This is a genomic window from Shewanella sp. SG41-3 (assembly GCF_014164545.1).
Lineage (GTDB): Bacteria > Pseudomonadota > Gammaproteobacteria > Enterobacterales > Shewanellaceae > Shewanella > Shewanella vesiculosa.
The window spans coordinates 73,645-98,157 of record NZ_JACJFJ010000004.1 but is presented as its reverse complement, the minus strand read 5'-3'; the positions used below and the strand labels follow the sequence as shown (position 1 = coordinate 98,157).

At 41.6% G+C, this 24,513-nt stretch carries 17 protein-coding genes; 10 read left to right on the top strand and 7 right to left on the bottom strand.

Features of this window, described 5'->3' with window-relative positions; translation table 11 throughout:
• Positions 1-40: 40 nt before the first annotated feature.
• The 3 genes from H5164_RS08885 to H5164_RS08875 form a co-directional block, all read right to left on the bottom strand.
• Positions 41-805: an endonuclease gene (locus H5164_RS08885; protein ID WP_182756072.1), complete on the bottom strand. Its 765-nt coding sequence runs from the start codon at positions 803-805 to the stop codon at positions 41-43.
• A 74-nt stretch (positions 806-879) separates the two neighbouring features.
• The gene (locus tag H5164_RS08880; RefSeq protein WP_182755685.1) at positions 880-1,488 is read right to left on the bottom strand and encodes a SprT family zinc-dependent metalloprotease; all 609 of its coding nucleotides are present in this window, start codon (positions 1,486-1,488) and stop codon (positions 880-882) included.
• A gap of 82 nt (positions 1,489-1,570) precedes the next feature.
• Positions 1,571-2,755, bottom strand: a complete 1,185-nt coding sequence (locus H5164_RS08875) for a hypothetical protein (protein WP_182755683.1) — start codon at positions 2,753-2,755, stop codon at positions 1,571-1,573.
• Positions 2,756-3,345: 590 nt separating this feature from the next.
• On the opposite strand from H5164_RS08875, the gene H5164_RS08870 reads away from it, so the two are divergent.
• From H5164_RS08870 to H5164_RS08845, 6 genes are all read left to right on the top strand, one after another.
• Positions 3,346-4,662, top strand: a complete 1,317-nt coding sequence (locus tag H5164_RS08870; protein WP_182723394.1) for a sigma-54 dependent transcriptional regulator — start codon at positions 3,346-3,348, stop codon at positions 4,660-4,662.
• A 232-nt stretch (positions 4,663-4,894) separates the two neighbouring features.
• Positions 4,895-5,512: a hypothetical protein gene (locus tag H5164_RS08865; RefSeq protein ID WP_182723395.1), complete on the top strand. Its 618-nt coding sequence runs from the start codon at positions 4,895-4,897 to the stop codon at positions 5,510-5,512.
• 25 nt (positions 5,513-5,537) lie between these two features.
• Positions 5,538-6,638 (top strand): hypothetical protein, encoded by a 1,101-nt coding sequence (locus H5164_RS08860; protein ID WP_182698587.1) that lies wholly within the window; start codon positions 5,538-5,540, stop codon positions 6,636-6,638.
• Between the two features lie 55 nt (positions 6,639-6,693).
• Positions 6,694-7,392, top strand: coding sequence for a C39 family peptidase (locus H5164_RS08855; RefSeq protein WP_182723397.1), 699 nt, complete (start codon positions 6,694-6,696; stop codon positions 7,390-7,392).
• A 10-nt stretch (positions 7,393-7,402) separates the two neighbouring features.
• Complete coding sequence (locus tag H5164_RS08850; protein WP_182698589.1) at positions 7,403-8,116, top strand: hypothetical protein; 714 nt, start codon at positions 7,403-7,405, stop codon at positions 8,114-8,116.
• Positions 8,117-8,145: 29 nt separating this feature from the next.
• On the top strand, positions 8,146-9,474 hold the full coding sequence (locus H5164_RS08845) for a transporter (RefSeq protein ID WP_220492681.1): 1,329 nt from the start codon (positions 8,146-8,148) through the stop codon (positions 9,472-9,474).
• Positions 9,475-9,640: 166 nt separating this feature from the next.
• Here the strand turns inward: H5164_RS08845 and H5164_RS08840 are convergent, their stop codons facing one another.
• Complete coding sequence (locus H5164_RS08840; protein ID WP_124017320.1) at positions 9,641-10,552, bottom strand: LysR family transcriptional regulator; 912 nt, start codon at positions 10,550-10,552, stop codon at positions 9,641-9,643.
• 129 nt (positions 10,553-10,681) lie between these two features.
• On the opposite strand from H5164_RS08840, the gene H5164_RS08835 reads away from it, so the two are divergent.
• The 3 genes from H5164_RS08835 (at position 10,682) to fusA (ending at position 19,330) form a co-directional block, all read left to right on the top strand.
• Positions 10,682-15,235 carry a biotin carboxylase N-terminal domain-containing protein gene (locus H5164_RS08835; protein ID WP_124017321.1) on the top strand — a complete coding sequence of 1,518 codons (4,554 nt, stop codon included), beginning with the start codon at positions 10,682-10,684 and terminating at the stop codon, positions 15,233-15,235.
• A gap of 157 nt (positions 15,236-15,392) precedes the next feature.
• Positions 15,393-16,844 (top strand): diguanylate cyclase domain-containing protein, encoded by a 1,452-nt coding sequence (locus tag H5164_RS08830; RefSeq protein ID WP_259395310.1) that lies wholly within the window; start codon positions 15,393-15,395, stop codon positions 16,842-16,844.
• A gap of 392 nt (positions 16,845-17,236) precedes the next feature.
• Positions 17,237-19,330, top strand: a complete 2,094-nt coding sequence (gene fusA, locus H5164_RS08825) for an elongation factor G (RefSeq protein ID WP_124017323.1) — start codon at positions 17,237-17,239, stop codon at positions 19,328-19,330.
• A 105-nt stretch (positions 19,331-19,435) separates the two neighbouring features.
• Here fusA and H5164_RS08820 read toward each other — a convergent pair whose 3' ends face one another.
• Positions 19,436-20,320 (bottom strand): LysR family transcriptional regulator, encoded by an 885-nt coding sequence (locus H5164_RS08820; protein ID WP_124017324.1) that lies wholly within the window; start codon positions 20,318-20,320, stop codon positions 19,436-19,438.
• 94 nt (positions 20,321-20,414) lie between these two features.
• Here H5164_RS08820 and H5164_RS08815 point away from each other — a divergent pair, with 94 nt between their 5' ends.
• A complete protein-coding gene (locus H5164_RS08815; RefSeq protein ID WP_165870140.1) occupies positions 20,415-20,570 on the top strand; it encodes a hypothetical protein in 156 nt (51 codons plus the stop codon).
• Between the two features lie 199 nt (positions 20,571-20,769).
• Here the strand turns inward: H5164_RS08815 and H5164_RS08810 are convergent, their stop codons facing one another.
• Positions 20,770-21,936 carry a lipocalin-like domain-containing protein gene (locus H5164_RS08810; RefSeq protein WP_259396780.1) on the bottom strand — a complete coding sequence of 389 codons (1,167 nt, stop codon included), beginning with the start codon at positions 21,934-21,936 and terminating at the stop codon, positions 20,770-20,772.
• Positions 21,933-24,512, bottom strand: coding sequence for an ABC transporter permease (locus H5164_RS08805; protein ID WP_182755681.1), 2,580 nt, complete (start codon positions 24,510-24,512; stop codon positions 21,933-21,935). Before H5164_RS08805 ends, H5164_RS08810 begins: the two co-directional genes overlap by 4 nt.
• Position 24,513 lies beyond the last annotated feature (1 nt).

Sequence of the window (24,513 nt, the reverse complement as noted above, 5' to 3'; positions counted from 1 at the left end):
ACCTTATTTAATCAATTGTTCAAGGTAGCTTGATCGCCAATTATCGAACTAAGCCGTTATTTTGGCATTGTTTGAATACAAAATCATTATGATTACCTTGGTTAGCTGCGATTAAGCTGTCGCGTTGACATTCTGTGGTGCTAACCGGTTGAATTTTGTTCCATGCATTAAACAATTTTTGTTGGCTACTGCTGATTTGTAGACCATAGGTTTGTTGCATATAAAGATAAGTTCGAGCGATCGGCCCTCTTGCACCTTTTGGTGGCTGCACTTTACGGCCTTTAAAGTCGACAATCATCTCGCATTGTCCGTACTGATCTGCTTTGCCGCCCCAATCACTAAACCTAAAGTTACTGCGGTCGCCATTGACCTCACCGACAGCAGGTACAAGGTTATGTAAATCGGCTTCCATTTTTTTAAATTGCGGGTTGTTTTTACCACAATTTTTACGTCCGCCATCTTGCCAACATTGCAGTTGATGACCAAATTCCCAGGCGGGGACTATGTGTTCCCATTCGATACGGTTGGCTCTAATAATTTGTTTTCTAACCAGATAGCCACAGCTAGCATGATCCGCCTGCCATAATTTACCTGCTATGGCGATATCACAGCCGCAATAGAAGGTGTTGAGTGGCAAGTGTTGCTGATAGATCTTTTTGGCAATGGTTTTGGCTTTACCGAAACTACTGGGGTGTTCTGCCGCAATAAGTGTTGATGAAAAAATGCCGCACAGTAGCGACACCCCAAATAACCAAGAATGAGTGGATGATAAGCGCAAAATAAACCCTAAAATTAACAAAAACATCATTACAGCGCAGGCTTAGCCTGTCATTTGGGCAGATGTTAAGCCATCGAATGCGATGACGCAATTGATAATATTTAAGGAGAAAAAGGGCTTAATGTTTGTTGGCAGCGGCGACAGCGATATTGAGTTTGGCCGCGGACAATTCTGTTATGACGTCTTATGGTTAAGTGGATGCTGCCACAGGCGCAAAAATATTCGAATTGTTGGCCACTGACAGACTGAGTATTGAGTTGGTGAGTGGTCTTGGGGGCAATATTAAATGTTGTCAGCATAACGCTTTGCCATTCTTTACCATGAGGTTTTACTTTACCAAACAGATGAAAACACACTAAATGGCTAATTTCATGTGGCACAACTTCGTTAATAAAAATATCGGGGTTTTCTGCCAGTAACACCGGGTTAAAGCGTAATTTATTCGCTTGTAAATGCGCTGTGCCGGCGCTTTTTCCACGTAAGCTGAAATGCACACAAGGACGGGGAAATTTGCGTTTGAAATGCAGCTCGGCTAACTGGTAATCGGCTTCTACTTTGGCCAAGATCTGCAGTTGTAAGGGGTTACTAACGCTCGTGTTTAGTGGTTGCTTGGTGCGAGGGCGCGCTGATAATGAAGATTCCTTAGTATGGATATCTTGTGTTAACGCTTGGTGCGCGCGTTGGCTGATATTAAAAATACTTTTAAACATTTTGGGTAGCTTCACTTGCTTGAATGATTAACGAAAGATTCAGGCAAGTAAAGTATTGGCCTGTTAATTTAGTGTATCGATATTATAGTGTGCTCGCTGCCGCAGCTATCATGGCTCGTATTTGCTCAACAATGTCTGATTCTACTTGCGAGTCGTAACCTTTAATGCGTGGAGTATGAATGTGTCCTACCGGTAAATTCAAGTTAAATTGATCTCGAAGTAAAATACTGCGATAGGATATTTCGTTAGATAAATAGCCACCACCAGAGCCTTCTACAGAAATTTCATTTTGTAATTCAGCCAGTGATGATGCTTTAAATTGGCCCCGAGATAAGCTGCTAACTTGATTGTTATCATTAACACTCCAGTGACCTTTTACCGCTGCCATCGCCTCTACAGGTAATGAGAATTGCACAAACTCAGGACCATTTAATATCCCATCGTTTGAGGTGCCACCGTTAAATAGCGGCGCTTTTGGATTGGTGCGACTTGCTCCAGTTAATACATTTAAATTATCTGGCGCCTCTGCACTGCGGTTACGTCCAGGAAAGCGTTCAATATCAAAATTATCACGACCCATGCTAATGGTAAATACCATGTCAACACTGTTCTCTCGATAAAACGGTGTCAGTAACGATTCGATAATACCATTATCAAAATCACTAAATCTCACTGGGATCATCACAGTTTCAATCTGTACTTTTTTTCCATTAACTTCAAAATGATAACCGTCGAGAGCTAAAGCTGCTAAACCTGACGGATTACTTTGGCCGATATCCTTATCAAGGAAAAAAGGATCAAAACCAGTGACCAAGATATTAATTTGGCTGTCGGAAGAAAATTCAATATCACTAAAGCCACGGGAGGATTTCTCCACCGCTTTGACCAAAATCTCGCGTTGCCAGTCGGCAAGATTAAATCCTGCTTTGTCTTGTTTTAAGACCTTACGCATGCTTAATCGACTCCAGTACAAGGAGCGATCATCACTATGTCCAGACTGAACATCCCTAACAGCTTGTTGCCATAATCTACGCCCTTGATGGGCTGCCATTTCTGTCACCGCTAATTCATCGGTGGATTGAGCTAACTTGACCTCCAAGGTATCACTAATGGCTTGATAACGATTAACCACCTGAGGTAGGGTTTGTTCCGCCTTTAATACGCGAATTTCTTCAACATTTTTGGGGAGTTGTCCTGCGTTAACTGCAGCAGATAAGGTGACTAGTGCCAATGAACTTAACATTATACAAGCATTGTATTTAATCATGACGGTTCCTTTAGGACTCCTAGATATCTATCTTTAGGTTGCGTTTAACGACTTTACTGCCCGTGAGACGGACTAACGATTAGTCTAGGTTATATTTATAACACAGTTGTTTAGGTGGTTTAAGAGCACGGTTAACTCTTGTGCACGAGTAAGCTGTTTTTGAGCGCCGATTTATGTGGATATTTGGGGTAATAGTTAAATGTTGCATATATGTCAATTTAATTACTGCTTTTTGTATACTATTAACACTTCTGTACCATACTATGGTCATAAGAAAGATGTAGCTGAGATAACAGATACATTAAAGTTAGTCATCATTACGATCAATCTGGGGTGATTAGTCGATAAAAAGATGATTAAAACGTACAAAGTGTGGTTCTGAGTGGGTATCCATATTGAATCCAATAATGATACTGCTCATGAGTAACTACATTACTTAACTTATGTATTAAGTTACCGATGATATAAACGATTAACATGTCAGCAGGGTTTATATTCAAGTAATATTGTCCGGTTATATCTATAGATAAGATGCACGGGCTAGCCTTGTGTTAGCCCTTTTGTGATTTCTTTATCGAAAGGATATCAACATGAAAACGTTACTCATAGCAGGTTTTCAGTGTAAGGAGCTAAATGAAGTACTTTCTCGATTAGATTTTAAGCTGCATTACATTGATAAGTATGATCAAAATAATATACCTAATAATTGTGCCCTATGCTTAATCGATCTTCGAAAAGGAAATATTGAAAATGAAATCAGCCACTTAGTTAAAAGTTTGGTCCCCAAGATCCATATTATTGTACTGATCAATAAATCACAACTCGAAATAAAAAATATTACTACCTTCATTGCGCAATATGCCTGGGATTTTTGCACGAGTCCAATCGATCCAGAAAGGTTAGAAAAGTGTCTAGGTCATGGCATCGGCTTGTCTAAATTAAAACAGCAGCATCATGCGCCAAAGCTTGAGCAAACTGGCAAAGAAACTGAGCCATCAGTGTACCAATCAGACGTCATGCAACAGTTATTTCGTCAAGTTGAGCGAGTTGCACCAACAGATATTCCAGTGCTTATTCGTGGTGAATCAGGCACAGGTAAAGAATTAGTCGCCACTAAGTTACATCAATTATCTTCCAGAAAAGATAGACCTCTTATTACCGTTAATTGTGGTGCTATGGCGGCAGGTTTAATTCAGTCAGACTTATTTGGTCATGAAAAAGGTGCTTTTACAGGAGCAACAAGTAACCGGAAAGGCAAAATTGCATTGGCTGATGGCGGTACATTATTATTAGATGAAATAGGTGATTTACCCGCGGAATTACAAGTCAATTTATTGCGTTTTTTACAAGAGGGTTTGTACGACTCTGTGGGTGGCGGTAAATCTCAATCGGCTGACGTGCGTATTTTAGCGGCGACTCATGTTGATTTAGAAAGTGCTATTGATAAAGGTCGTTTTAGGTTAGATCTCTATTATCGCTTGAATGGCATAACCATTAACACCCCAAGATTAGAAGAAAGGCGTGATGATATCATCGGTCTAGCTAATCGATTCATTCGAATGTATTCGAATGAATATGGACTGGTGGCGAAGCCATTATCGCAATCTGCATGCCACGCATTATTAAACTATTCATGGCCAGGCAATGTCCGCGAGTTAATTAATCGTGTTCGTCGTGCTGTGGTACTGTGCGACATGCCGCAGATCAGTGCACAAAACCTAGAGTTAGCTAATATTGATAAAAAGCGTCACATCGCGCTCTCGCTTAAAACCTTAAAAGACAATGCCGAAAAACAAGCCTTACAACAGGCCATTCTTATTGCTGATGGCCAAGTTGAGCTTGCAGCAAGTTATTTAGATATTTCAAGGGCTACCTTTTATAGACTCATGGATAAACATGATTTATAGCTGATTTAATTTGGTTTAATTTAGCCATCCGTATAGTTCGCTTATCGAGTCTTAACATTAAGATTAAGTCTAAAAATATAATTAATTTTTATATCAATAACCTAGCTATTTTCATTCTTAACTTTAAGAATATCTCTGTATTAAAAAAACACTATCTATTTGAAAATTATTAACTTTCAAATTTGGCATAAGGGTTGCTATATCCTTATATCAGGTATGGAAGGAACATCTTATGGATATCATTAGCAAATCACATTACGACATATTGCAATTGTCATTAATACGAGGAATACAGCTCAGTGTATTATTGCTGGTTGCCCCCTCTTACGCTGATGATTCCACTGTTATTGGTTCGCATGTGATGCAAGGTGCTGGTCGAGCAAGTATCAATCAAGCGGCTGGCGATTTTAATATTCAGTCTAACAGTCATGTATTAGGCCAGCGTACATCGATCCAAACGATTAATTACAGTTTATTACCTCAACCAACATCATTGTCAGAATCCAATAAACAACTTACTGCAAGAATAGACAGCCAAGCTTTCGCTCAGTTTCAAGGCTTAGCAAGTATTAATCAAGTCAGCGGTGAGCAAAACATACAAGCTAACATCGGCAGCATTGCCATCGATTCGAGCCTAGCAACCATAGTGGGCCAGGGATTGAATGATGAAGCGTTAACTCAAGTGACGAGCCAAATGGCACCGTCATCTTATCAATTATCATACTATCAAGCCGACATCGCGCCAGACAGTTTTTTGGATGCGCAGGGCGTGATGCAGGTAAATCAGATTTCTGGTGACAATAATGTTGCCATTAACCAGTTCTCGTTGCAGTTACCAAGCGGGAATTAATAATCATCGATCGGAGGAATGGAAGATGAAAAAACTCACTCTAGTGCTAAGTATTGCAGCAATAATGAGTAGTTCTGCATATGCAAATGGACCAGGAAATGGACCAGGAAATGGAAATGGAATGAATGATTCAGACAGTAGTGTTGAATTAACTAAAAAAGTAGATGTATCTAAAGACCTTGAATATAAAGGTAAAGTGGCCATTGAAGGCACTATAACTGCTAATGGGTTAGGCATGGCTGTAGTTGAAAACGTGCAGGAAACTAGCGCGAATATGGTTGAAAATTACTATCACGATAATGACGCTAAGATATCCGGCAGTGCATTTGAAAATGCCAGCGGTAACATTGGTGTTAACCAAGCAGCAGGTGATTTTAATGCTCAAAGTAATTCTGCTGCGTTAGCCTCTATTGATGCCGGTTTTGCTTTTGGTTCTGGTGATGCTGAAATCTTTAGTACTCAGGTGGGTGGCTTCAATGGTGTGTGGAATGAAGCATCAACTAACACATCAACCATTAATGGCGCGTCATTCATGAATGCCACGGGTAATATTGGTGTCAACGTTGCTGCTGGTAACAATAATATTCAGGCGAATAATATGGCCGCGTCTTCATACAATGGTCGTCTAGGTGAAGCAAGCGTGTCTAATGTGCAAAATACTGGACATAACGGCACGATGAATATTGGGGTTGTTCAGGATAACGTTGAATATGTTGATGTTAATCTAGCGTTAAACGCCAATGGCGGATATGAAGGTACATCAGCACTTAATGATGCTTACTATCCAGAAGTTATTCTTGAAGGTAATGGTTCTCACGATGTCCCACCTGGAACCGTTGTGGGACACATTGACTTTGATACTGAGAATCCAACTGGTGCCGAAGTGATGACCTTTGATGAAGAAGGTGATTTAGCGCTTAATGGTACTGTGAGTGGTCAATTACCTTTCTTCGTGCAAACTGTACTGCAGAAGTCTAATAACTCTTCATTATTAGCTGGAACAGCCTTCCAAAATGCCTCGGGTAATATTGGGGTTAACTTGGCAAGTGGCACAGGTAACTTACAGTCAAACAATTTAGCCTTGACCAGTATTACCGGAGCAGCAGAAATTATCTCTGGTGAATAAAACTAAATTGATCATTATGAATAAGGCAGGGGGGTAAGCCCCCCTGATTCATCTTATGCGCAACATTAGCCAATTGATTATCTCTGTATTGATCATTTTCAGCTTTACTCACTACAATTATGCCGCCGAGATCCCATTAACGGGTGTTGTGCCTGGCATGGGAACTTATACAAAATCTATTCAGAGTATACGTGAGCGAAAATTTGAACATGTTATAGAGCAAAAAACCGACTTTTCGTGCGGTGCGGCTAGTTTAGCTAGTCTGTTGAAATATGCCTATGACCGTCAAGATATTAGTGAACAAAAAGTGTTGATTGGCATGTTAGAGCATGCTGATTTGACTCTGGTTCAAGAGCAAGGATTTTCACTGCTTAATATGAAACGGTATCTACAATCTCAAGAATTAAGAGGGCGGGGATATAAAATCGGTGAAGCTGAAATATCCTTGCTCAAAATACCTGCCATTGTGTTACTCAATGATGGTGGTTATAGCCATTTTGTGGTGTTTCGTCGCCAGGATGGTGGAAACGTCTATTTAGGCGATCCAGCATTAGGTAATCGGATTATGACAATGGCTGAGTTTACTCAAAAGTGGAATGGGGTTGTATTTGTGGTTATTGGGCAAGAATATCGACGCGATAATCCATTACTGCATCCAAGAGCAAAACTAACGTTTAAGACACTCGATCCGCTCTCACCTATGACGGATGCTGAGTTACTTGAATTTGGTTTTTCATATTCAGATATGCTTTAAGGAGGAAGATATGAAACTAAGCATGATGCTATTACTGGCTATCGCAGCACCTGTGATGGCCAGCTCGCCTTCATTGACGGTATTTCAGCACAGCCAAGTTCTGACAGACTTTGAATTGGAATCAATGAAAGGTAAATACACTAACAACGGACAGGATTATTACTTTGGCTTGCAGATGCAAACACAGTTTATTCAAGATAATGGCGTCCAACAGCAAGTGGGAATGCAAATTGAGTTTACTCAAGTCAACAATCAGCCTTCTGTTAATATTACTATCAGTGATCCTAATGCCATTAGTAGTAATAATGGGTTTCAGTTGGATGCTTTGGGGCAAACAGCAGGGTTACAACAACGAATTCAAATCGCTGGGAGTGAAAATTTAGCGATAAATGAATTGGATATGGCTCAGGGGCGATTAACACCGCTAGTGCAAGGAATTAATGTTACCGTCGGTACAACGCTTGTAAGCAACAATGGCAATACCACGTTTTCAGCCAATGGTAACACAGTTGGCTATCAGGTCGAACTGGCTTCGGGCAGAGCAAGTCAAGGAATTAGCTATCAAAATGGCAATGGACAGTTAGTTCAGAGCATTTTTATTGATGGGCTTAGCCATGGAGTAATAAACCAGTCTACACTAAGATATGAGGGTATGCCTGTTGGACCAATTGAGTCAAATATACTTGGTAGGCAAATCAGTGATTTAACCACACTAGGATTTTAATTCATTTTGTACAAGCCAAGGATGTATTTATGAATAATAAATGGACCTCAGCTGTTGCAGTGATACTGCCAGGAATATTGGCAGTACCTGCGTATTCTGCAGATACAGATCCTCAACCAGCTTTAGAATCAACCTTATCTGAACAAGATATTGCAGTACTTAAACAAAAACTGATTCAGTTGAATCAACAAATTAAATTACAACAACAGACCATTAATCAGATGGCTCAACAGGTGCTCAAACAAGAGGCTTTAAACAGACAAGCCAGCACGAAAGATGTTACCTCAACACAGCAACCAGTCTCTGCATCAACACCGTCATCTGCACCACCATCAGTCGAGCGACAAAAAGCTCAATCAAGCCAGCAAGCTGCAATCGCCAGTGACGCTGCAGAGCGAAAAAAAGCGCCAGACAGAGCAAGAAGTACTGACGATGTATTGCAAGAAGCACATAATGTCTTTTCTCGGAAATTTACCGTAGAGCCCTCATTTACCTATAGTTACTACAGTCGAAAAGATCTTATTCTTAGAGGTTTTTTAGCCCTTGATGCTATTTTTTTGGGTAACTTAAACCTAGACCGTATTCGCACTAATACAACACGATTGGATCTCACCACTCGCTATACGCTAAATGACAACTGGCAATTCGAGCTCAGTTTGCCGTATCTGTATCGTTGGACTCAGTATGATTCGGTGGGTGAAGGCAACTCTAGTCAACGATATGAAACTGCCGATATTAGTGGTGGTCAAATTGGTGATGTCAGTGGCGCGGTTTATTACCGAATAAATGCAGAATCAGTTGATTGGCCTGACTGGGTGTGGAATGTCAGAGTTCGCGCGCCAACGGGAAAAGATCCTTTTGGGATCCCACTCGAAACATCTGATACCGGTAATTTGACGTATCCGACTGAAATGGCAACGGGCTCTGGTGTTTGGGGAGCATCTACAGGGTTTAGTTTAGCAAAAACCTTTGATCCAGCGATTGTATTTTTCAATTTAAATTACGGTGTTAGCTTTACAGAGGCGTTTGATGACCTATCAGGTTCGCCAGGATTAAGCCCTGGTGAAATTGATTTAGGTAATTATCTGGATTACAGCGTGGGATTGGCTTTTGCTGTTTCTGAACGCATGAGTTTGAGTATGAGCTTTAATCAGCGCTTCTACAGTAAAACAAAACAAAGACCAGAAGGTGGAGAATGGGAGAAAATACCTCGTACTGACACCAATACTGCAAGCTTGGGCATTGGGGCTACGTTAGCCTTATCACCTAATTTGTCGATGGTGACATCAATTGGTAGCGGATTAACAGAAGACTCACCAGACTATCAAATTAGTTTGCGATTCCCTTATCGATTTTAGTGTTAGTCACAAAGTTTCGCATTATGCGTCTCTAAAACGAGATAACCTCAAACGGCTAGTTTAGTCCATTTGAGGTTATTTATTCAGTTAATCGCCCTGCTGTTGGGGCTAAATCATATCAGTAATAATCAAGAGTTGCTGGCGACATGTTTTTAAATATATAACTTTAACTCATCATTGAATGTAATGATTCTTGGCTGGTATATCGTTTGGTGAAGAAGTCTAAAAAAGCACTAATGTTACTGGCTAGCTGACGGCGACTTGAATAGACCCCATAGACTTTAAAGGGTTCCATTGGCCATTCTTGTAAAATTGGCACTAAGCTTCCGGTTGCAAGCTCTTGTTTACAACTCGTGTTCGACAGCATAGCAATACCATAATCATCTAACGCTAAACGTTTGACCATGCTGGCGCTGTTCACTCGCACTTTACGTTTGAAGGTCGCCATTATCTTACGGCTGCCTTTGCCTAAAGCCCAAATGGGTGCCGACAAGGTGGTGCCGAGTAAAATACCATTGTGCTGAGTTAATTCTTGTGGCGTGGCAGGGCTACTGAATTTTTTAATGTAACCCGGACTTGCGACCAAAATAGGCTGGCGTTCAAATAATAACCTGGCCACAAGATCTGATGACTGCAGCGGCCCATATTTTATGGCGATATCGTAACCTTCACCGACTAGGCCAACATCGTTGTCGGTAAATTGAATATCCAGTTCTATATTAGGATAAAGTCGCATAAAACTTGAGCATAAATGACCAATGACATCTTGTGAAAATGACACCGGAATGGCGATGCGTAATGCGCCCGAAATATCATTATGGGTGTTTTCTATTGTTGCTTTAGCCGCTTCAATTTCATGACTAATAGAATCACAGTGCTGAAAAAATAATGCTCCAACTTGAGTCAGGCTTAAATTTCGGGTGTCTCGTTGCAGTAACCGCACTCCGAGTTGTTCTTCTAATTGGGCAACTTTACGACTAATGGTTGATTTAGGTTGTCCGATCTCTCGTGCTGCCTGAGAGAATCCTTTTGCTCTAACAACGGCTGCAAACAGCATCATACCGTTCAAATCGGGCATTCAAACCTCACTGTCTCATTTATGGAACAAAGCGTCCAAGCTAGTTTATATGGTAATTTACCCATTAACAAAGTTATATTTACAAGCTAAAAAAAATTTTCAGAGGCTATATAAGCAGAGGATCTAAGGATGACCAGCAAAAAGCAGCCCGCTAACAAGACTCAAGCACTATCGGCTGACCCACTTTTTTTACAAGCTGAACACTTGGCTAAAGACTTTTCATTATTTCCTGCTCATAACAAGCAGAGTTTATCTGAAGAAGTGAAAGGGCTATTAACAGAAGATGCGATTCAATCAAACTTGAAAAGTTTGGCATCTCTAGACGTTGACGGTTACGTCAATAAAGTTATCCAACCAACCTTGGATAAAACCCGCCCGGGTGCGAAGCGTATGATCGCTGACTTAAAAGGCAAGATTATTGCCGAAAGTCACATCGGACCGTTTTATCGTGCTGAAGTGGAACTTAACTTTGGCACGCGTACTCGCCGTATTGGTTTTATCGCGCAGGAACGAACTACCGCCAATGGCGCATGGATGCCAGAGCATCATCTTGCAGCCTGTAAAGCGATTCGCCATTTCGCCGAATTGTCTATGCCTATTGTATATCTTATTGATACTCCTGGTGCTGATGCTGGCGAAATTGCCAATAGTCAAAACCAAGCGCATACCATTTCTAAAGCGATTGCTGAAAGTGCCAATGTTGATGTGCCGACAGTCGGTATTGTGATTGGTGCAGGTTACTCAGGTGGTGCTATTCCATTAGCGGCAGCTAATATTTTATTGTCTGTACGAGACGGTATTTTTAACACTATCCAGCCACAAGGTTTGCAAAGCATTGCACGTAAGTACAACTTGTCATGGCAGGAATGTGCTAAGTCTGTTGGCGTTTCTCCAGAAGAGTTATATACCGCAGGCTGTATTGACGGCATTATCGATTTCACTCCATCAGATAAAGATGAGCGTCAGCATAATTTCCGTCGTGCGATTATCAGTGCTATTGAAGCTGTTGAACGTGCAGCAATGAATTTTGTGCGTGAATCTACCGATTTAAAAGATCATTACGATCGTAGTTTGCAGCGTTTTTTAGCGCCGTCGGCTAATTTACTGACGCTTGAAAATAATACTCGCTTGTCTGTCGCCAATAACCCGACCATGTACCACAATATTTTTGGTAGTGCATATCGTTATTTACGTTATTTGACCTTGCGTAGCCGTATTCATTCAATCTCACAAGAACAGTATGGTCGCTTATCAAAAGTGAGCGTGCCAGAAGGTGACTTGTTAGCGCGCATTAAGCAAGAGCAGGAACGCGTGTTCCAAGCGTGGTTAACCAACCCAGATAAGTTAGTTTATGATGAAGAACTGAATAAGCTTTGGGGTACCTTTAGCGCTAAACGTAAAGATATTTCTGCCGAGCGTAACGTCATTACTCGTTTTATTTTGGGTGAACCAAAAGAGAACTATAAAAAAGCGCGTAAAGCGTTGTTATTTAACATTGGTTGGTCGTTATACCATCGTTGGAAAAGTAATGCTGCTAACAACTTCAATGGCTTAATTAAACATTTAGAGTCATTGCCTAAGTCTACAACACAAGCGCCGTGGCCTGAGCTTAGCCAACTTACTGTGTTAGATATTGTGGTTAATGATGAATTACGTGCAGACTTTATTTGGCAGTGTCATAACGTGCTTATTTTTAATGCGTTATATGACAATGTTGTAGGTAGCTTGGCGTCAATTTCGAAAGAAGCCATGATGTCAAAAAGCTTATCTCGCGAGTCGGTGGATAAGTTACTGCACAAATCTATTGATAACGCATTATCGACAAGTGACAAAGCTAACGACAAGAGTAAGTTCTATAAGTGGTTAAAATACTTCATGGATCAATCGAATCGTGCAGAATTGTTAACGCGTGTAGAGCAATGGAAGAGTGTCGGTTTCCCTCAGTTAAACGATTCTTTATTTGTTATTTTGACGTACTTCTTCGAACGTTTATTGCCTGAATATTTCGACAGTGAAGACGATCATGACAAATATACCGGCACCATTAACCCTGTGCGTATTGGCCGTCGTAAGGATTTCTGGAACCGCTTAACCATGGGTTACCAAGACTTACTGATCCTAAAAGTGCTTCGTGAAGAGAAAAAACAAGGCAAGATGGCATGGGAAAATATCATCAAACAATTCTTTAATAAGTTTGATGAAATTGATGCCGACAAAATGTCAGCTAACATGCTTAACTTCCCAGGTTTCCGTTTATCGATTGAAGACGCTATTGATAAAAAGATCCGTCCTTGCGGTTTAATTACCGGTCTAGCTGATTTTAATAATAACGGCAGTAAGTTACGTGTTGGTGTTGCGGTTTCAAATACCGCATTCCAAGCCGGTGCATTTGATATGGCCAGTGCTGAAAAATTCAGTTCGCTACTCATCGAATGTGCCAAGCGCAAACTTCCGGTTATTTGTTTCATCAGTTCTGGTGGCATGCAAACCAAAGAAGGCGCGGCGGCATTGTTTTCAATGGCGGTTGTGAATGACCGTATTACACGCTTTATTCGTGATAACGAATTACCGGTATTAATGTTTGGTTTTGGTGATTGTACGGGTGGTGCTCAAGCCAGTTTCGTGACTCATCCGTTAGTACAGACTTACTATTTGTCTGGCACCAACATGCCGTTTGCTGGCCAAATGGTGGTACCTGCGTACTTACCATCAACAGCAACACTGTCTAACTATTTGTCTAAAGTGCCAGGTGCCATGACTGGGTTAGTTCATAATCCATTTAGTGACACCTTAGACACTCAGTTGTCGGGTATTGATCCACTCATGCCATTACCGACAATGAAGATCGAAGACGTGATCAGTAAAGCATTGTCGACGCTAGTGCCTGAAGTGATTGAGTTAGAGGACGTCATTGTCCAAAATGATCCTCGTGCACTGATGAAGCCTATTCATAAAGTGTTGGTACATGCTCGTGGTTGTACGGCGGTTAAATTGATCCGTAAAGCTCACGACAACAATATTAATGTGGTGTTGGTGGCTTCAGATCCTGACATGACATCTGTTCCAGCAGATATGCTGAAAGATACAGATAAGCTTGTATGTATTGGTGGTAATACTTCAGATGAAAGTTACCTTAATGCCTACTCAGTCTTGAAAGTCGCTGAATATGAAAATGTTGACGCGTTACATCCTGGTATCGGTTTCTTATCAGAAAGTCCGCAGTTTGCAGCATTGTGTGTCAACAATGGGGTTAACTTTGTTGGTCCTAGTGTGCATTCAATGACCACAATGGGTAACAAGTCTAATGCTATCCACACTTCTCAATCGCAAAATGTGCCAGTTGTGCCTGGTAGTCATGGTATTTTGACTAACGCAGAGCAAGCCGTAAACGTAGCATCTGAGATTGGTTATCCTGTGCTGCTAAAAGCGGTACAAGGTGGTGGTGGTAAAGGTATTCAGGTTGTGAAACGTCCTGAAGACATGATTGGTTTGTTCCAAAAAACCGCCACCGAAGCTGCTGCTGCATTTGGCAATGGTGATTTGTATTTAGAAAAATACGTTACCTCATTACGTCATATTGAAGTGCAGTTACTGCGTGACAAGTTTGGTAATACCAAAGTATTGGGTATTCGTGACTGTTCAGTACAGCGCAATAACCAAAAAGTAATCGAAGAATCAGGTTCAACTATGTTGCCTGAAGAGCTTAAGCAACGTGTGATGGAATATACACGTGCGTTAGGCGAAGTAACCGATTATATGGGCGCAGGGACTGTTGAGTTTATCTATAACCTAGATGCTAACGAAGTGTACTTCATGGAAATGAATACACGTCTGCAAGTTGAGCATCCGGTGACAGAAGCGACATCAGGTATCGATATTGTTAGCGCGCAGTTTGATATTGCTGCTGGCCGTTCAATTGAAAAGCTTGAGCCTGTTGACCAAGGTTACGCCATGGAAGTGCGCGTAACGGCGGAAAAAGCAGCGCTTGATAGCCATGGTATTCTGCAGCTTATTCCGAATCCAGGTAAAATCACTGAATGTGTATTGCCTCAGCGTGATGATGTTGAAATTATTTCGATTGCCGCTGCTGGCAAAGAAGTATCGCCATACTATGATAGTTTGATCGCCCAGATCATTATACGTGGTACTGACCGTGCCGACGTTGTATCTAAAATGTATGCGTACCTCGATAGCGTAGTGATTAAAGGTATTGCGACTAACATTCCATTGTTAAAGCTTATCCTTAAAGATCCAACCTTCAACGAAGGGGTATATGACACTAACTACTTGCCACGTTTAATGGCTGAGTTAGATATACCTGCACTGATTGCAGAAATGGAAGCGGCAGCAGAAGCGATTGAGGTTGATACTGAATCATTACGTGTTGGTGAAAGTAACGAGCTGAAGGTTATGGCTCAGGGGGCTGGTATTTTCTATACCTCTCCAGCACCGGGTGAAGCTGACTTTGTAAAAGAAGGTGACATTGTTACTGTTGAACAGACATTGGCATTGATGGAAGCAATGAAGATGTTCTCGCAACTGACGTTAGCGGGCTTTAATCGTCAAACGGGTGTGTTATATCCTGAAGACCAACAGTATCGCATTGAACGTATTCTCAATAGCAATGGCCAGCAAGTTTCACAAGGCGACTTACTATTTGTGATCTCACCAGTCGAAGCTTAATACCTATAATTGTTCAGTAAATGAAATACCCGCCATTTGGCGGGTATTTTTTTGTCATATTTGGGTATGTTGTCATACACTCAATAGCGTATACACTTCTTTTTCGACCATTTTCTTGAGTCATAATGGGTGGAGCATACTATTGAGAAGGTTGAGTTTGCCTGAAATATCTAGCGTGTTATTGGTCATGCTGTTGATATTGATTAATCTGTTCAACACTAAGCATGCCAGCGCTTCTGTGCTCGAAGTGCAGCCTTTAATCGACTCACAAAGCCGTAATATCGTCCGCTATTGTGTTGATCCCGATTGGTTACCTTACGAAGCTATCGTCGATGGTCGTCATACTGGTGTTTCCTCTGACTATTTAGCCTTATTAACAAAGTATACCGGTTTAACTTTTATGTTAGTCCCGACAACCTCTTGGAGGCAGAGTTTAGAATTACTCAAACAAGGTCGATGTGAGTTAACCCCTATTTTAAATCAAACGCCAAAGCGCGACCAATATCTCTACTTTAGTGAGGTCTTTTTTAAATCGCCAAATGTACTGGTGTCGTTGAAGTCGCAACCCTTTCTACAAGGTTTTGAAAATATCGGCGACCGCTTATTGGCCATCCCCAAAGATTATCGCTTAGTCGAGTACATCCAACAGTATTACCCCAATATCAATACTATATTGACTAATAGTGAGCGCCAAGGGTTGGAAAAAGTCGCGAATGGTGAGGCTGATGTATTTGTTGGATCAATGTTTTCTGTTAATGCATATATTCAACAACAGGGTTTAACCTCGCTTAAAATAGCGGGTTGGGGAGGGCCTGAAGATGAATTACGCATGGGGGTTATTCACGCAAAGCAAGATTTATTGCCACAGATTAATGCAGGATTGGCAAAAATCACCCAAGCCGATCATATTGCAATTTATAAGAAATGGCACAATATTACCGTGATCGAAGACATTGATTATAGCCTAGTGATCCCTGTGCTAACGGCATTAGGGACATTTATTTTATTTCTCCTGTACCGCACAATATCAATCGGTAAGTACAATGTTCATTTAGAGGCAAACAATAAACAGTTACAGCAATTACAATTACAACTTGAGCAAAAAAATAGTGATTTAGACTTTTTGGCTCAACACGATCCACTAACAAAATTGTATAATCGTCAATACTTCAACCAAACATTTCTCGATACTAGACAAGCTCCTACTGAGCAAAATCACCATAATAATATTGGCTTAATCATTATAGATATCGACTTTTTCAAAGCAATAAACGACAAGCATGGACACGCTATTGGTGACAAAATATTGGTCCAGGTTGCCCAAGTGCTGCAAACTTCAGTGAGAGAGCGTGACGTTGTCGCCAGATGGGGCGGTGAAGAGTTTGTCATCGTTTGCCAGCATGTGCAGTTGATCAATGCCCAAGAGCTATGCCAAAGAATTACCGATGAACTCACTCATTTTCATTTTTACAACGATATCAAAGTGACTTGCAGCTACGGGATTGCTCTGCTGGGTGAGGGTGAACCCATAGAGGCGTGCTTTGAACGTGCCGATGCTGCGTTGTTCAAAGCTAAACAGTCAGGACGTAATCAATATTGTAGTGCGTAGATAAAAACCTCATCTTGATTGATGTTTACGCCTCTAAACCAATTCATTATGTAGATTAATAAATGCTTGCTCGATATGGCACAATGTTCAATAGCGACATTATTGGGGGCTAAAAAGGCTAATTTACCCATTTAAGCTAAAATTTAACATTTTAAGGTGAAATAAGCCTAAAGACTAAAAAATAAACTATTATTTTTTAGTCTTTTGTTTTATATGGTATTAATGGCTTTTAATGCGGTTTTTTTTGCTAAAAGTAAATAAATATTGCAACAGCTATTTGCGCCCAGCAAGGTTCCAATTTACAATATGCGCCTTAATAACCTGATGTGCGGTGTGTCGGTTTTTTTTCGCATGCTCCGTCTACTTCTTAAACTAATCATTAAAGTTGAATCATGACCGAATTATCCAAATACAGAAACATTGGTATCTTCGCTCACGTTGACGCGGGTAAAACCACGACCACCGAGCGTATCCTTAAGCTAACCGGTAAGATCCACAAGATCGGTGAAGTACATGATGGTGAATCAACCACTGACTTCATGGAACAGGAAGCTGAGCGCGGTATTACCATTCAGTCAGCAGCAGTAAGCTGTTTCTGGAATGATCACCGTTTCAACGTTATTGATACTCCAGGCCACGTTGACTTCACTGTTGAAGTATATCGTTCGCTTAAAGTACTTGACGGCGGTATCGGTGTATTCTGTGGTTCAGGCGGTGTAGAGCCTCAGTCAGAAACAAACTGGCGTTATGCTAACGATTCTGAAGTTGCGCGTATCATCTTCGTAAACAAGTTAGACCGTATGGGTGCTGACTTCTTACGTGTTGTTAAGCAAACTAAAGACGTTTTAGCAGCTAACCCATTGGTAATGGTTTTACCAATCGGTATCGAAGACGAATTCTGTGGTGTTGTTGACCTACTAACTCGTAAAGCGCACATTTGGGATGATTCTGGTTTACCAGAAAACTTCGAAATTACTGATGTGCCAGCTGACATGGTTGACTTAGTTGAAGAATACCGTGAAATGCTAATCGAAACTGCTCTTGAGCAAGACGATGACCTACTAGAAGCTTATATGGAAGGTGTTCAACCATCTATAGAAGACGTTAAGCGTTGTATCCGTGCGGGTACTCGTACAATGGCTGTGTTCCCAACATATTGTGGTAGCGCATTCAAAAACAAAGGTATGCAGTTATTACTTGATGCCGTTGTTGATTTCTTACCAGATCCAGTTGAAGTTGATCCACAACCGCTAACTGACGAAGAAGGTAACGAAAATGGCGAATTCGCAATCGTTGATGTTGATGCTCCGTTTAAAGCATTAGCGTTCAAGATTATGGATGACCGTTTTGGTGCATTAACATTCGTACGTGTTTATTCTGGCCGTTTGAAAAAGGGTGACACCATCCTTAACTCATTCACTGGTAAATCTGAGCGTGTTGGCCGCATGGTTGAAATGTATGCTAACGAACGTATCGAAATTGAATCAGCCCAAGCGGGTGATATTATCGCTATCGTTGGTATGAAGAACGTGCAAACTGGTCACACTTTATGTGATCCTAAGCACCCTTGTACACTAGAAGCCATGGTATTCCCTGAGCCAGTTATCTCTATCTCTGTAACGCCAAAAGATAAAGGCGGCAGCGAGAAAATGGGTATCGCTATCGGTAAAATGATTGCAGAAGATCCATCTTTCCGTGTAGAGACTGACATTGATTCTGGTGAAACCATCCTTAAAGGTATGGGTGAACTTCACTTAGACATTAAGGTTGATATTCTTAAGCGTACTTACGGCGTTGACCTAATTGTAGGCGAGCCTCAAGTTGCTTACCGTGAAACTATCACTAAAGAAATTGAAGATAGCTACACGCACAAGAAACAGTCTGGTGGTTCTGGTCAGTTTGGTAAAATTGATTACACTATTCGCCCTGGCGAGCAAAACACTGGTTTCACTTTCACTTCTAAAGTGGTTGGTGGTAACGTACCTAAAGAATTCTGGCCTGCTGTTGAGAAAGGTTTCAAGAGCATGATGAACACAGGTACTATCGCAGGTTTCCCTGTGTTAGACGTTGAACTTGTGCTTCAAGACGGTGCTTTCCACGCAGTTGACTCGTCAGCTATCGCGTTCGAAATCGCTGCTAAAGGCGCATTCCGTCAATCTATGCCTAAAGCCGGTGCACAACTTCTTGAGCCTATCATGAACGTTGACGTATTCAGCCCAGATGACAACGTTGGTGACGTAATTGGTGACCTTAACCGTCGTCGCGGTATGATCAAAGATCAAAACGCTGGTGTTACAGGTGTTCGTATTAAAGCTGAAGTACCGTTATCAGAAATGTTCGGTTATATCGGTTCACTACGTACAATGACTTCAGGCCGTGGTCAATTCTCTATGGAATTTGCTCATTACAGCCCATGTCCAAACAGTGTTTCTGAGAAAGTTGTTGCTCAAGTTAAAGAGCGTAAGGCTGCTGAAGCTAAGAAGTAATTCTAGTTTCGATTTGCCCATAAAAACCGTTGCCTAGGCAGCGGTTTTTTTATGCTTGTTTTATGCTGTTAACAGCATATAAAAACCCTGACAGCATTTACCACATTATTGATGGCCATCTCTACTGAGGGTTAAGAGTGCTTGAGCCGGCGGAGTTAATGGCAGGTTCTCTCGCCATATCAAGGCTAAATCCCAGGTCATGGCAGGTTGCATTGGTTTAAATATCAGTTTGCTACTGGTTAGCCGTTGGCAAATGGGTTCGGGTAAAATTGCGACGCCCAAGTTAGCTTCAACCATTGCCGCTAAAAAATCCCACTGACCCGTTCTAAAAGCAATATTAAGTTGTACACCAACTTTACGGCTTAAACGATTAATTAACTTGGCTAATGAAAAATCTTCGTTGTAAAGAATGAAGGGGTAAGATTCAAAGTCTTGCCAGCGTATTTCCGCTTTGCTAGCCAGAGGGTGCCCTTCTGGTAAGCAGGCAAGTAAAGGGTATTTAGTTAGCGCTTGGTTCGCTAACTCTATCTTATGCGTTGTAGGCAGCGCCGTGAAGGCAATATCTAGACTGTTGTTCAGCAGTGCTTGCTCACAACCAAATCCGCCATACTCGTTCATTTGTAATTCGATTCCGGGGTATTTTTGTCGATACTCGGTCAACAAAGGCGTGATTAAACTGCTCATCATCGGGCAGACTCCAAGTCGTAATCGTCCAGACTTTAAGCCGCTAAGGTTGCTAATCCCTTCTTGAAGTCGATGCCAGTGACCCAAAATCTCCCGCGCACTTTGTTCAAACAATTGTCCTGCTTGGGTTAATTCTACTGTTTGATTATTTCTTATAAGCAACTGCTCACCAATATTTTCCTCTAAACGTTGAATGGTTTTGGTCAGTGTCGGTTGGGTCATAAAGCACTTTTGTGCCGCACGGGTAAAGTTTTCGGTTTCAACTATGGTGAGAAAAATCTGTAAGCTCTTGATTGGGATGTTCATGCTTAAATGGAATCCACTTCATGGTAATTATTCATTTTACCTATGAACCTTAAAGGATTACTTTGAACTCCTTAGCAAAAACGGAGGAATAACAATGAAATCTACTTCAAGTTTATGGGTTAGCGCATTATGGCAAGCAGCGATGCCAGTAGAGCATGATGAGATTGAATCATCGAAGACATCAAAAGCAACAGCCGTAAACAACGAGCAAGTTGTTCAGCAAAGATCTCAACCAATAATCCCAGCTTAAGCTGGGTTTATTTTTTAATCAGGCCTTAGAGTATTACTCTATCAGATGTGAATATTACTGTTTTAATTAGCTCTATATTGTTAGTCAATATTGTCAGTTACGGTTTTATGACCCATGCAGCTAACCAAATGGCAAGATAACTGATATACAACTTATGCAGATAGTAGTGACATTATTTTTGCTATAAATGCTCACAGTATTAGCGATAGCCGGTCAACTCCATATAGCCTTTACCCTTGTGACTGCCGCTAATGGTGATGGGTCCTTCCCAATATGAGGTTGATACCAGCATGTCACTGTTAGGATTTAATGCGTCAGTGGTGACATCAATGCCCTCACTGTCAATCCGAAGATGCCAAGCAATAGGGTGTTTGCCTAATGCAGTTTGTTGCCACTGCGTTGGCTCCATTGAGATGTCACCGGGATTATCTTGGCTGTTGATATTACGCCCACTGCCATCGGCAAACATTCTTCTGCCACTGTAGAAGTGATCCGTATCATCTTGCCCGCGAAGCCTAAACATCATTAGCGTTGAGTCATCATCTAAACGCAGTGAAAACCAGTCCCAACCTTGCTGAGCCTTCGTTAGAAATTGCGAACTCCACTCTCGATCAAGCCAGGCTTTACCAGTTACTTGCTCAGTCACTCCATGGCGGGTTATCTCTCCAGTGACGTCAATAAAAGGCTGACTATAGTAGTAAGATGCCACACTTTTATCGGCGCTTTTACTGCTATAACCTTGCTCACCTTGTAATTGCAGCGGTTGTTGACTACTGAGTTGTAATTGATACTTAAATTGCTCACCTGCGACGGTTAATGTAGCTGGCAATAGTTGTTCTGATTGACTTAACCATTGCCAGTTTTGCAAATGAACCTCAAATGGTTGTGGCTCCACACCTGCAAGTTGAGGATGGCCGCGAGACCATTTTTCGGCGATTAAGTGTTCACTTTTGGTGGTCACTGCGGCATGGGCCATGTAAAGCTGATTAGTTATCCAGTCATTTTCTTTAAGTGTAATCGTACTTGTCTGTGGTCTCAGGCCGATGCGAAATTGAGTCCACTGTACGCCAATGTCTTCACCGGTTGTGGTAGTGAGGTTAGCGGTTAAATACCACCACTCAATTTTAAAGTCATTGTGAGCTAAATGGTCTTGTGGAAATTGTAATACTTTACCTTTAACAACGTCGCTATAGCCTTCAGCAGATGTTGATGACATGCTGCTAATGGTTGACTCTTTTTCTGCGGTGTCTTGTGCTGGTGAACAAGCCGTTAACACTAGGCCGATTACAAAAATCGTTAATATAGCCATACTGTGTGGCATTTTAAAGGCTGCTTTGGGCACTATAGTTGATATAAAAGAGATCATAATGCTTCCTGTTGTAGGCTCGATATGAGTGGTCTTCGAGTCTGCCAATACAAGGGTAAACATACCGCGAATAAACAACTCACTATCGCAATGACCACCACTTGAAAATAAGCCGCCCAATCCCATACCATAGCAATACTCCAGCCAAATGCTTGCAAGGTCACCTTGTGAATTAACAAATAACCCAGTAATGCGCCTGTGGGTAATGCAACCAAGCAGGTCAATAGCACAATGAATAACATTTGCACTAATACCATTATACGCAATTGATTGCGGCTAACACCTAGGGCATACAAGCGTGCTAATGGTGCTTGCCTTGCTTGTGTTAGCATCATGCAGGCACTGAATAAGCCGATAGCCGCCACCAGTAAGGTCAAACTATTCAGTACCACAGTAATAGAGAATGTTTTATTGAATATGGTAATCGCTTCGGTTTTTATCCGCTGCTGGCTGTACATATAAGCGGAAGACAGATTGATTTTCTGGCTAATGCTATCTTGTAGTGGAGTAATATCGCCTTGGTACGATACTGCTAGACTAATCGGTTTAGCTGGTAATTGAGATTGTTGCCATAAAGACTGGGTAATAATCGCCTCGCCTTGAGGGTTACCATAATCGTAATAAATTCCACCAACAGTTAATGTGTGCTGATTAAGTTGTGATAACTGAATTTTATCGCCGATATCGAGTTGATATTTTATCGATAAGGGTTCACTGATCATCACATAATGGCCTTGGGTGAACTCAGGCCAAAAGTCATCCGCAGTGATTTTAAAGACGGTTGTTTCTGTCAACGACAGATGATCGCGACTGACTAGATCGATAGGCACTTGTGTTTGTGGTGTTTCAATCCGATTAAGATTGCTATCGATAGTCCATTGATCATAAATGGCTTCAACTTTGGGATCGTTATTTAATAATAAGATTAAAGCATCTATCTGATTTGGGTTAGGTCTTATGTATAAGTCGGCATGTAAGCGGGCATCGAGCCATTTTTTTAGGGTGATTTCAAAGCTACCGACTAAAGTGTTCATGGCAATGTTGGCGCACAGTGCTAACAACATAGCCATCATGGCCAAGGCAAGCGGAGCAATTATCTCTTTGGTTTCTGCAATCACATATTGCCAAAGTCCTTTAGGCATAAATGGGCTGAGTAAGTTAACCGCCCAATGCAGGCATTGTGGTAATAGCAATGGAATAGCCACTGAGATAATACCCAATAATACCAAGCTATGGCGATACTGCTCGGTAAAGGCAAATCCGACAGTACAAATGAGTAACAGCAACACTGCGATGACAAATTGGCGCCAATGAATAATATTGAATTGTTGGTTTTGTGGCTGTTTTTGGGCCCCTTGGGCTAATGGTGTTTTGATAAGGCTAATTAGCATTGGGATACAGGCTGCAAATGCCGCAGACAAGGTTAGTATCAATGCTTGTACAAACCATTGCCATTGCCAAATTCCGGGTAATAACTTTGCGCCATAAAGCTGTTCAAGCGTTATCGCAACCATAGGTTGCAACCACTGCGACAACTGTAAGCCACCAATAAAGCCTAATATACAGCCGACAAACACTAAACATATTATTTCAAGGCTTAAGGCAAACATCACAGTACGCCTATCTATACCTTGCTGCATGATTTGCACCAGCAGTTTTTGACGCTTCATTAAACTGTAGCGCACGCCGTTGTAAGCAATAAATAATCCGACCACAAATGCTAGCATGCTCATGGCATCAAGATTAAGGTGAAAACTCGCCGTGAGGGCGGTAAGCGATTCACCTTCACTGGTTCGAGTGGTGAAAGTTAGCTTACTGGTGTCAATACCTGCTTGAGTTAGGGTGTCGGTTAACCGAGCGATGAGTTGCTCATCTGACTCAGGCGCTGTTGCATTAGGATCTGCTGGCTTTGAGTCAAATACCGCAATATAACTGAGCTTTCCCTGCATATTCAGTAACGGTTGGGCTAAAGATATATCGGCAAGAATAGCGGTTCCAAGTCCCCAGTTATCATCAATGGCGATGATCTCAACAGGGACCTTATTCAGTACTAAGCGGTCAGTTTTGCGGCTGAGATTGTCAAGGCGATCACGCTGGCTTAGCGACATTAATACCTTGGCTTGGCCGCTGAGCAATTCGGCAAGGGGAATATTGGTTGACGTTATCGCGGCAGAGGAGTGAGAGTCAGTATTTTGCTGTTTGCGGCTGCTGATTGCCGCAATAATATCGCTACTGTTGACGCGCCAAAGCCGGCCTTGTTCATCTGTTGCTATACCTTCAATACTCGCGATGGTGTTGAATCCGCCATTAGCCAATGCAAAGTATACCGACTCATCAATGCTGCTTTCTGTGCGGTGGCTAATGGATAAGCGTGCTTGTTGGCTGAGTAGCTCGGAGACATTGCCGTAGCTTTGTTTAGCATTTTCATTGGTGGCATTAACCCCAATAAGCAAAGTCACTGCCAGCATAATGCCCAGTAAAATGGCACTTGCTTGCAGTGGCGCATGACGATAATGACTAACAAATAAGCGCAAACATAATCTTAAGCGACTAATTGATGAGGAGTCGGTCATCATT

Excerpts from the sequence above, each read along its gene's own strand:
- H5164_RS08885 (WP_182756072.1), bottom strand. The coding sequence starts at position 805 with ATGTTTTTGTTAATTTTAGGGTTTATTTTGCGCTTATCATCCACTCAT.
- H5164_RS08880 (WP_182755685.1), bottom strand. The coding sequence starts at position 1,488 with ATGTTTAAAAGTATTTTTAATATCAGCCAACGCGCGCACCAAGCGTTA.
- H5164_RS08875 (WP_182755683.1), bottom strand. The coding sequence starts at position 2,755 with ATGATTAAATACAATGCTTGTATAATGTTAAGTTCATTGGCACTAGTC.
- H5164_RS08870 (WP_182723394.1), top strand. The coding sequence starts at position 3,346 with ATGAAAACGTTACTCATAGCAGGTTTTCAGTGTAAGGAGCTAAATGAA.
- H5164_RS08865 (WP_182723395.1), top strand. The coding sequence starts at position 4,895 with ATGGATATCATTAGCAAATCACATTACGACATATTGCAATTGTCATTA.
- H5164_RS08860 (WP_182698587.1), top strand. The coding sequence starts at position 5,538 with ATGAAAAAACTCACTCTAGTGCTAAGTATTGCAGCAATAATGAGTAGT.
- H5164_RS08855 (WP_182723397.1), top strand. The coding sequence starts at position 6,694 with ATGCGCAACATTAGCCAATTGATTATCTCTGTATTGATCATTTTCAGC.
- H5164_RS08850 (WP_182698589.1), top strand. The coding sequence starts at position 7,403 with ATGAAACTAAGCATGATGCTATTACTGGCTATCGCAGCACCTGTGATG.
- H5164_RS08845 (WP_220492681.1), top strand. The coding sequence starts at position 8,146 with ATGAATAATAAATGGACCTCAGCTGTTGCAGTGATACTGCCAGGAATA.
- H5164_RS08840 (WP_124017320.1), bottom strand. The coding sequence starts at position 10,552 with ATGCCCGATTTGAACGGTATGATGCTGTTTGCAGCCGTTGTTAGAGCA.
- H5164_RS08835 (WP_124017321.1), top strand. The coding sequence starts at position 10,682 with ATGACCAGCAAAAAGCAGCCCGCTAACAAGACTCAAGCACTATCGGCT.
- fusA (WP_124017323.1), top strand. The coding sequence starts at position 17,237 with ATGACCGAATTATCCAAATACAGAAACATTGGTATCTTCGCTCACGTT.
- H5164_RS08820 (WP_124017324.1), bottom strand. The coding sequence starts at position 20,320 with ATGAACATCCCAATCAAGAGCTTACAGATTTTTCTCACCATAGTTGAA.
- H5164_RS08815 (WP_165870140.1), top strand. The coding sequence starts at position 20,415 with ATGAAATCTACTTCAAGTTTATGGGTTAGCGCATTATGGCAAGCAGCG.
- H5164_RS08810 (WP_259396780.1), bottom strand. The coding sequence starts at position 21,936 with ATGATCTCTTTTATATCAACTATAGTGCCCAAAGCAGCCTTTAAAATG.
- H5164_RS08805 (WP_182755681.1), bottom strand. The coding sequence starts at position 24,512 with ATGATGACCGACTCCTCATCAATTAGTCGCTTAAGATTATGTTTGCGC.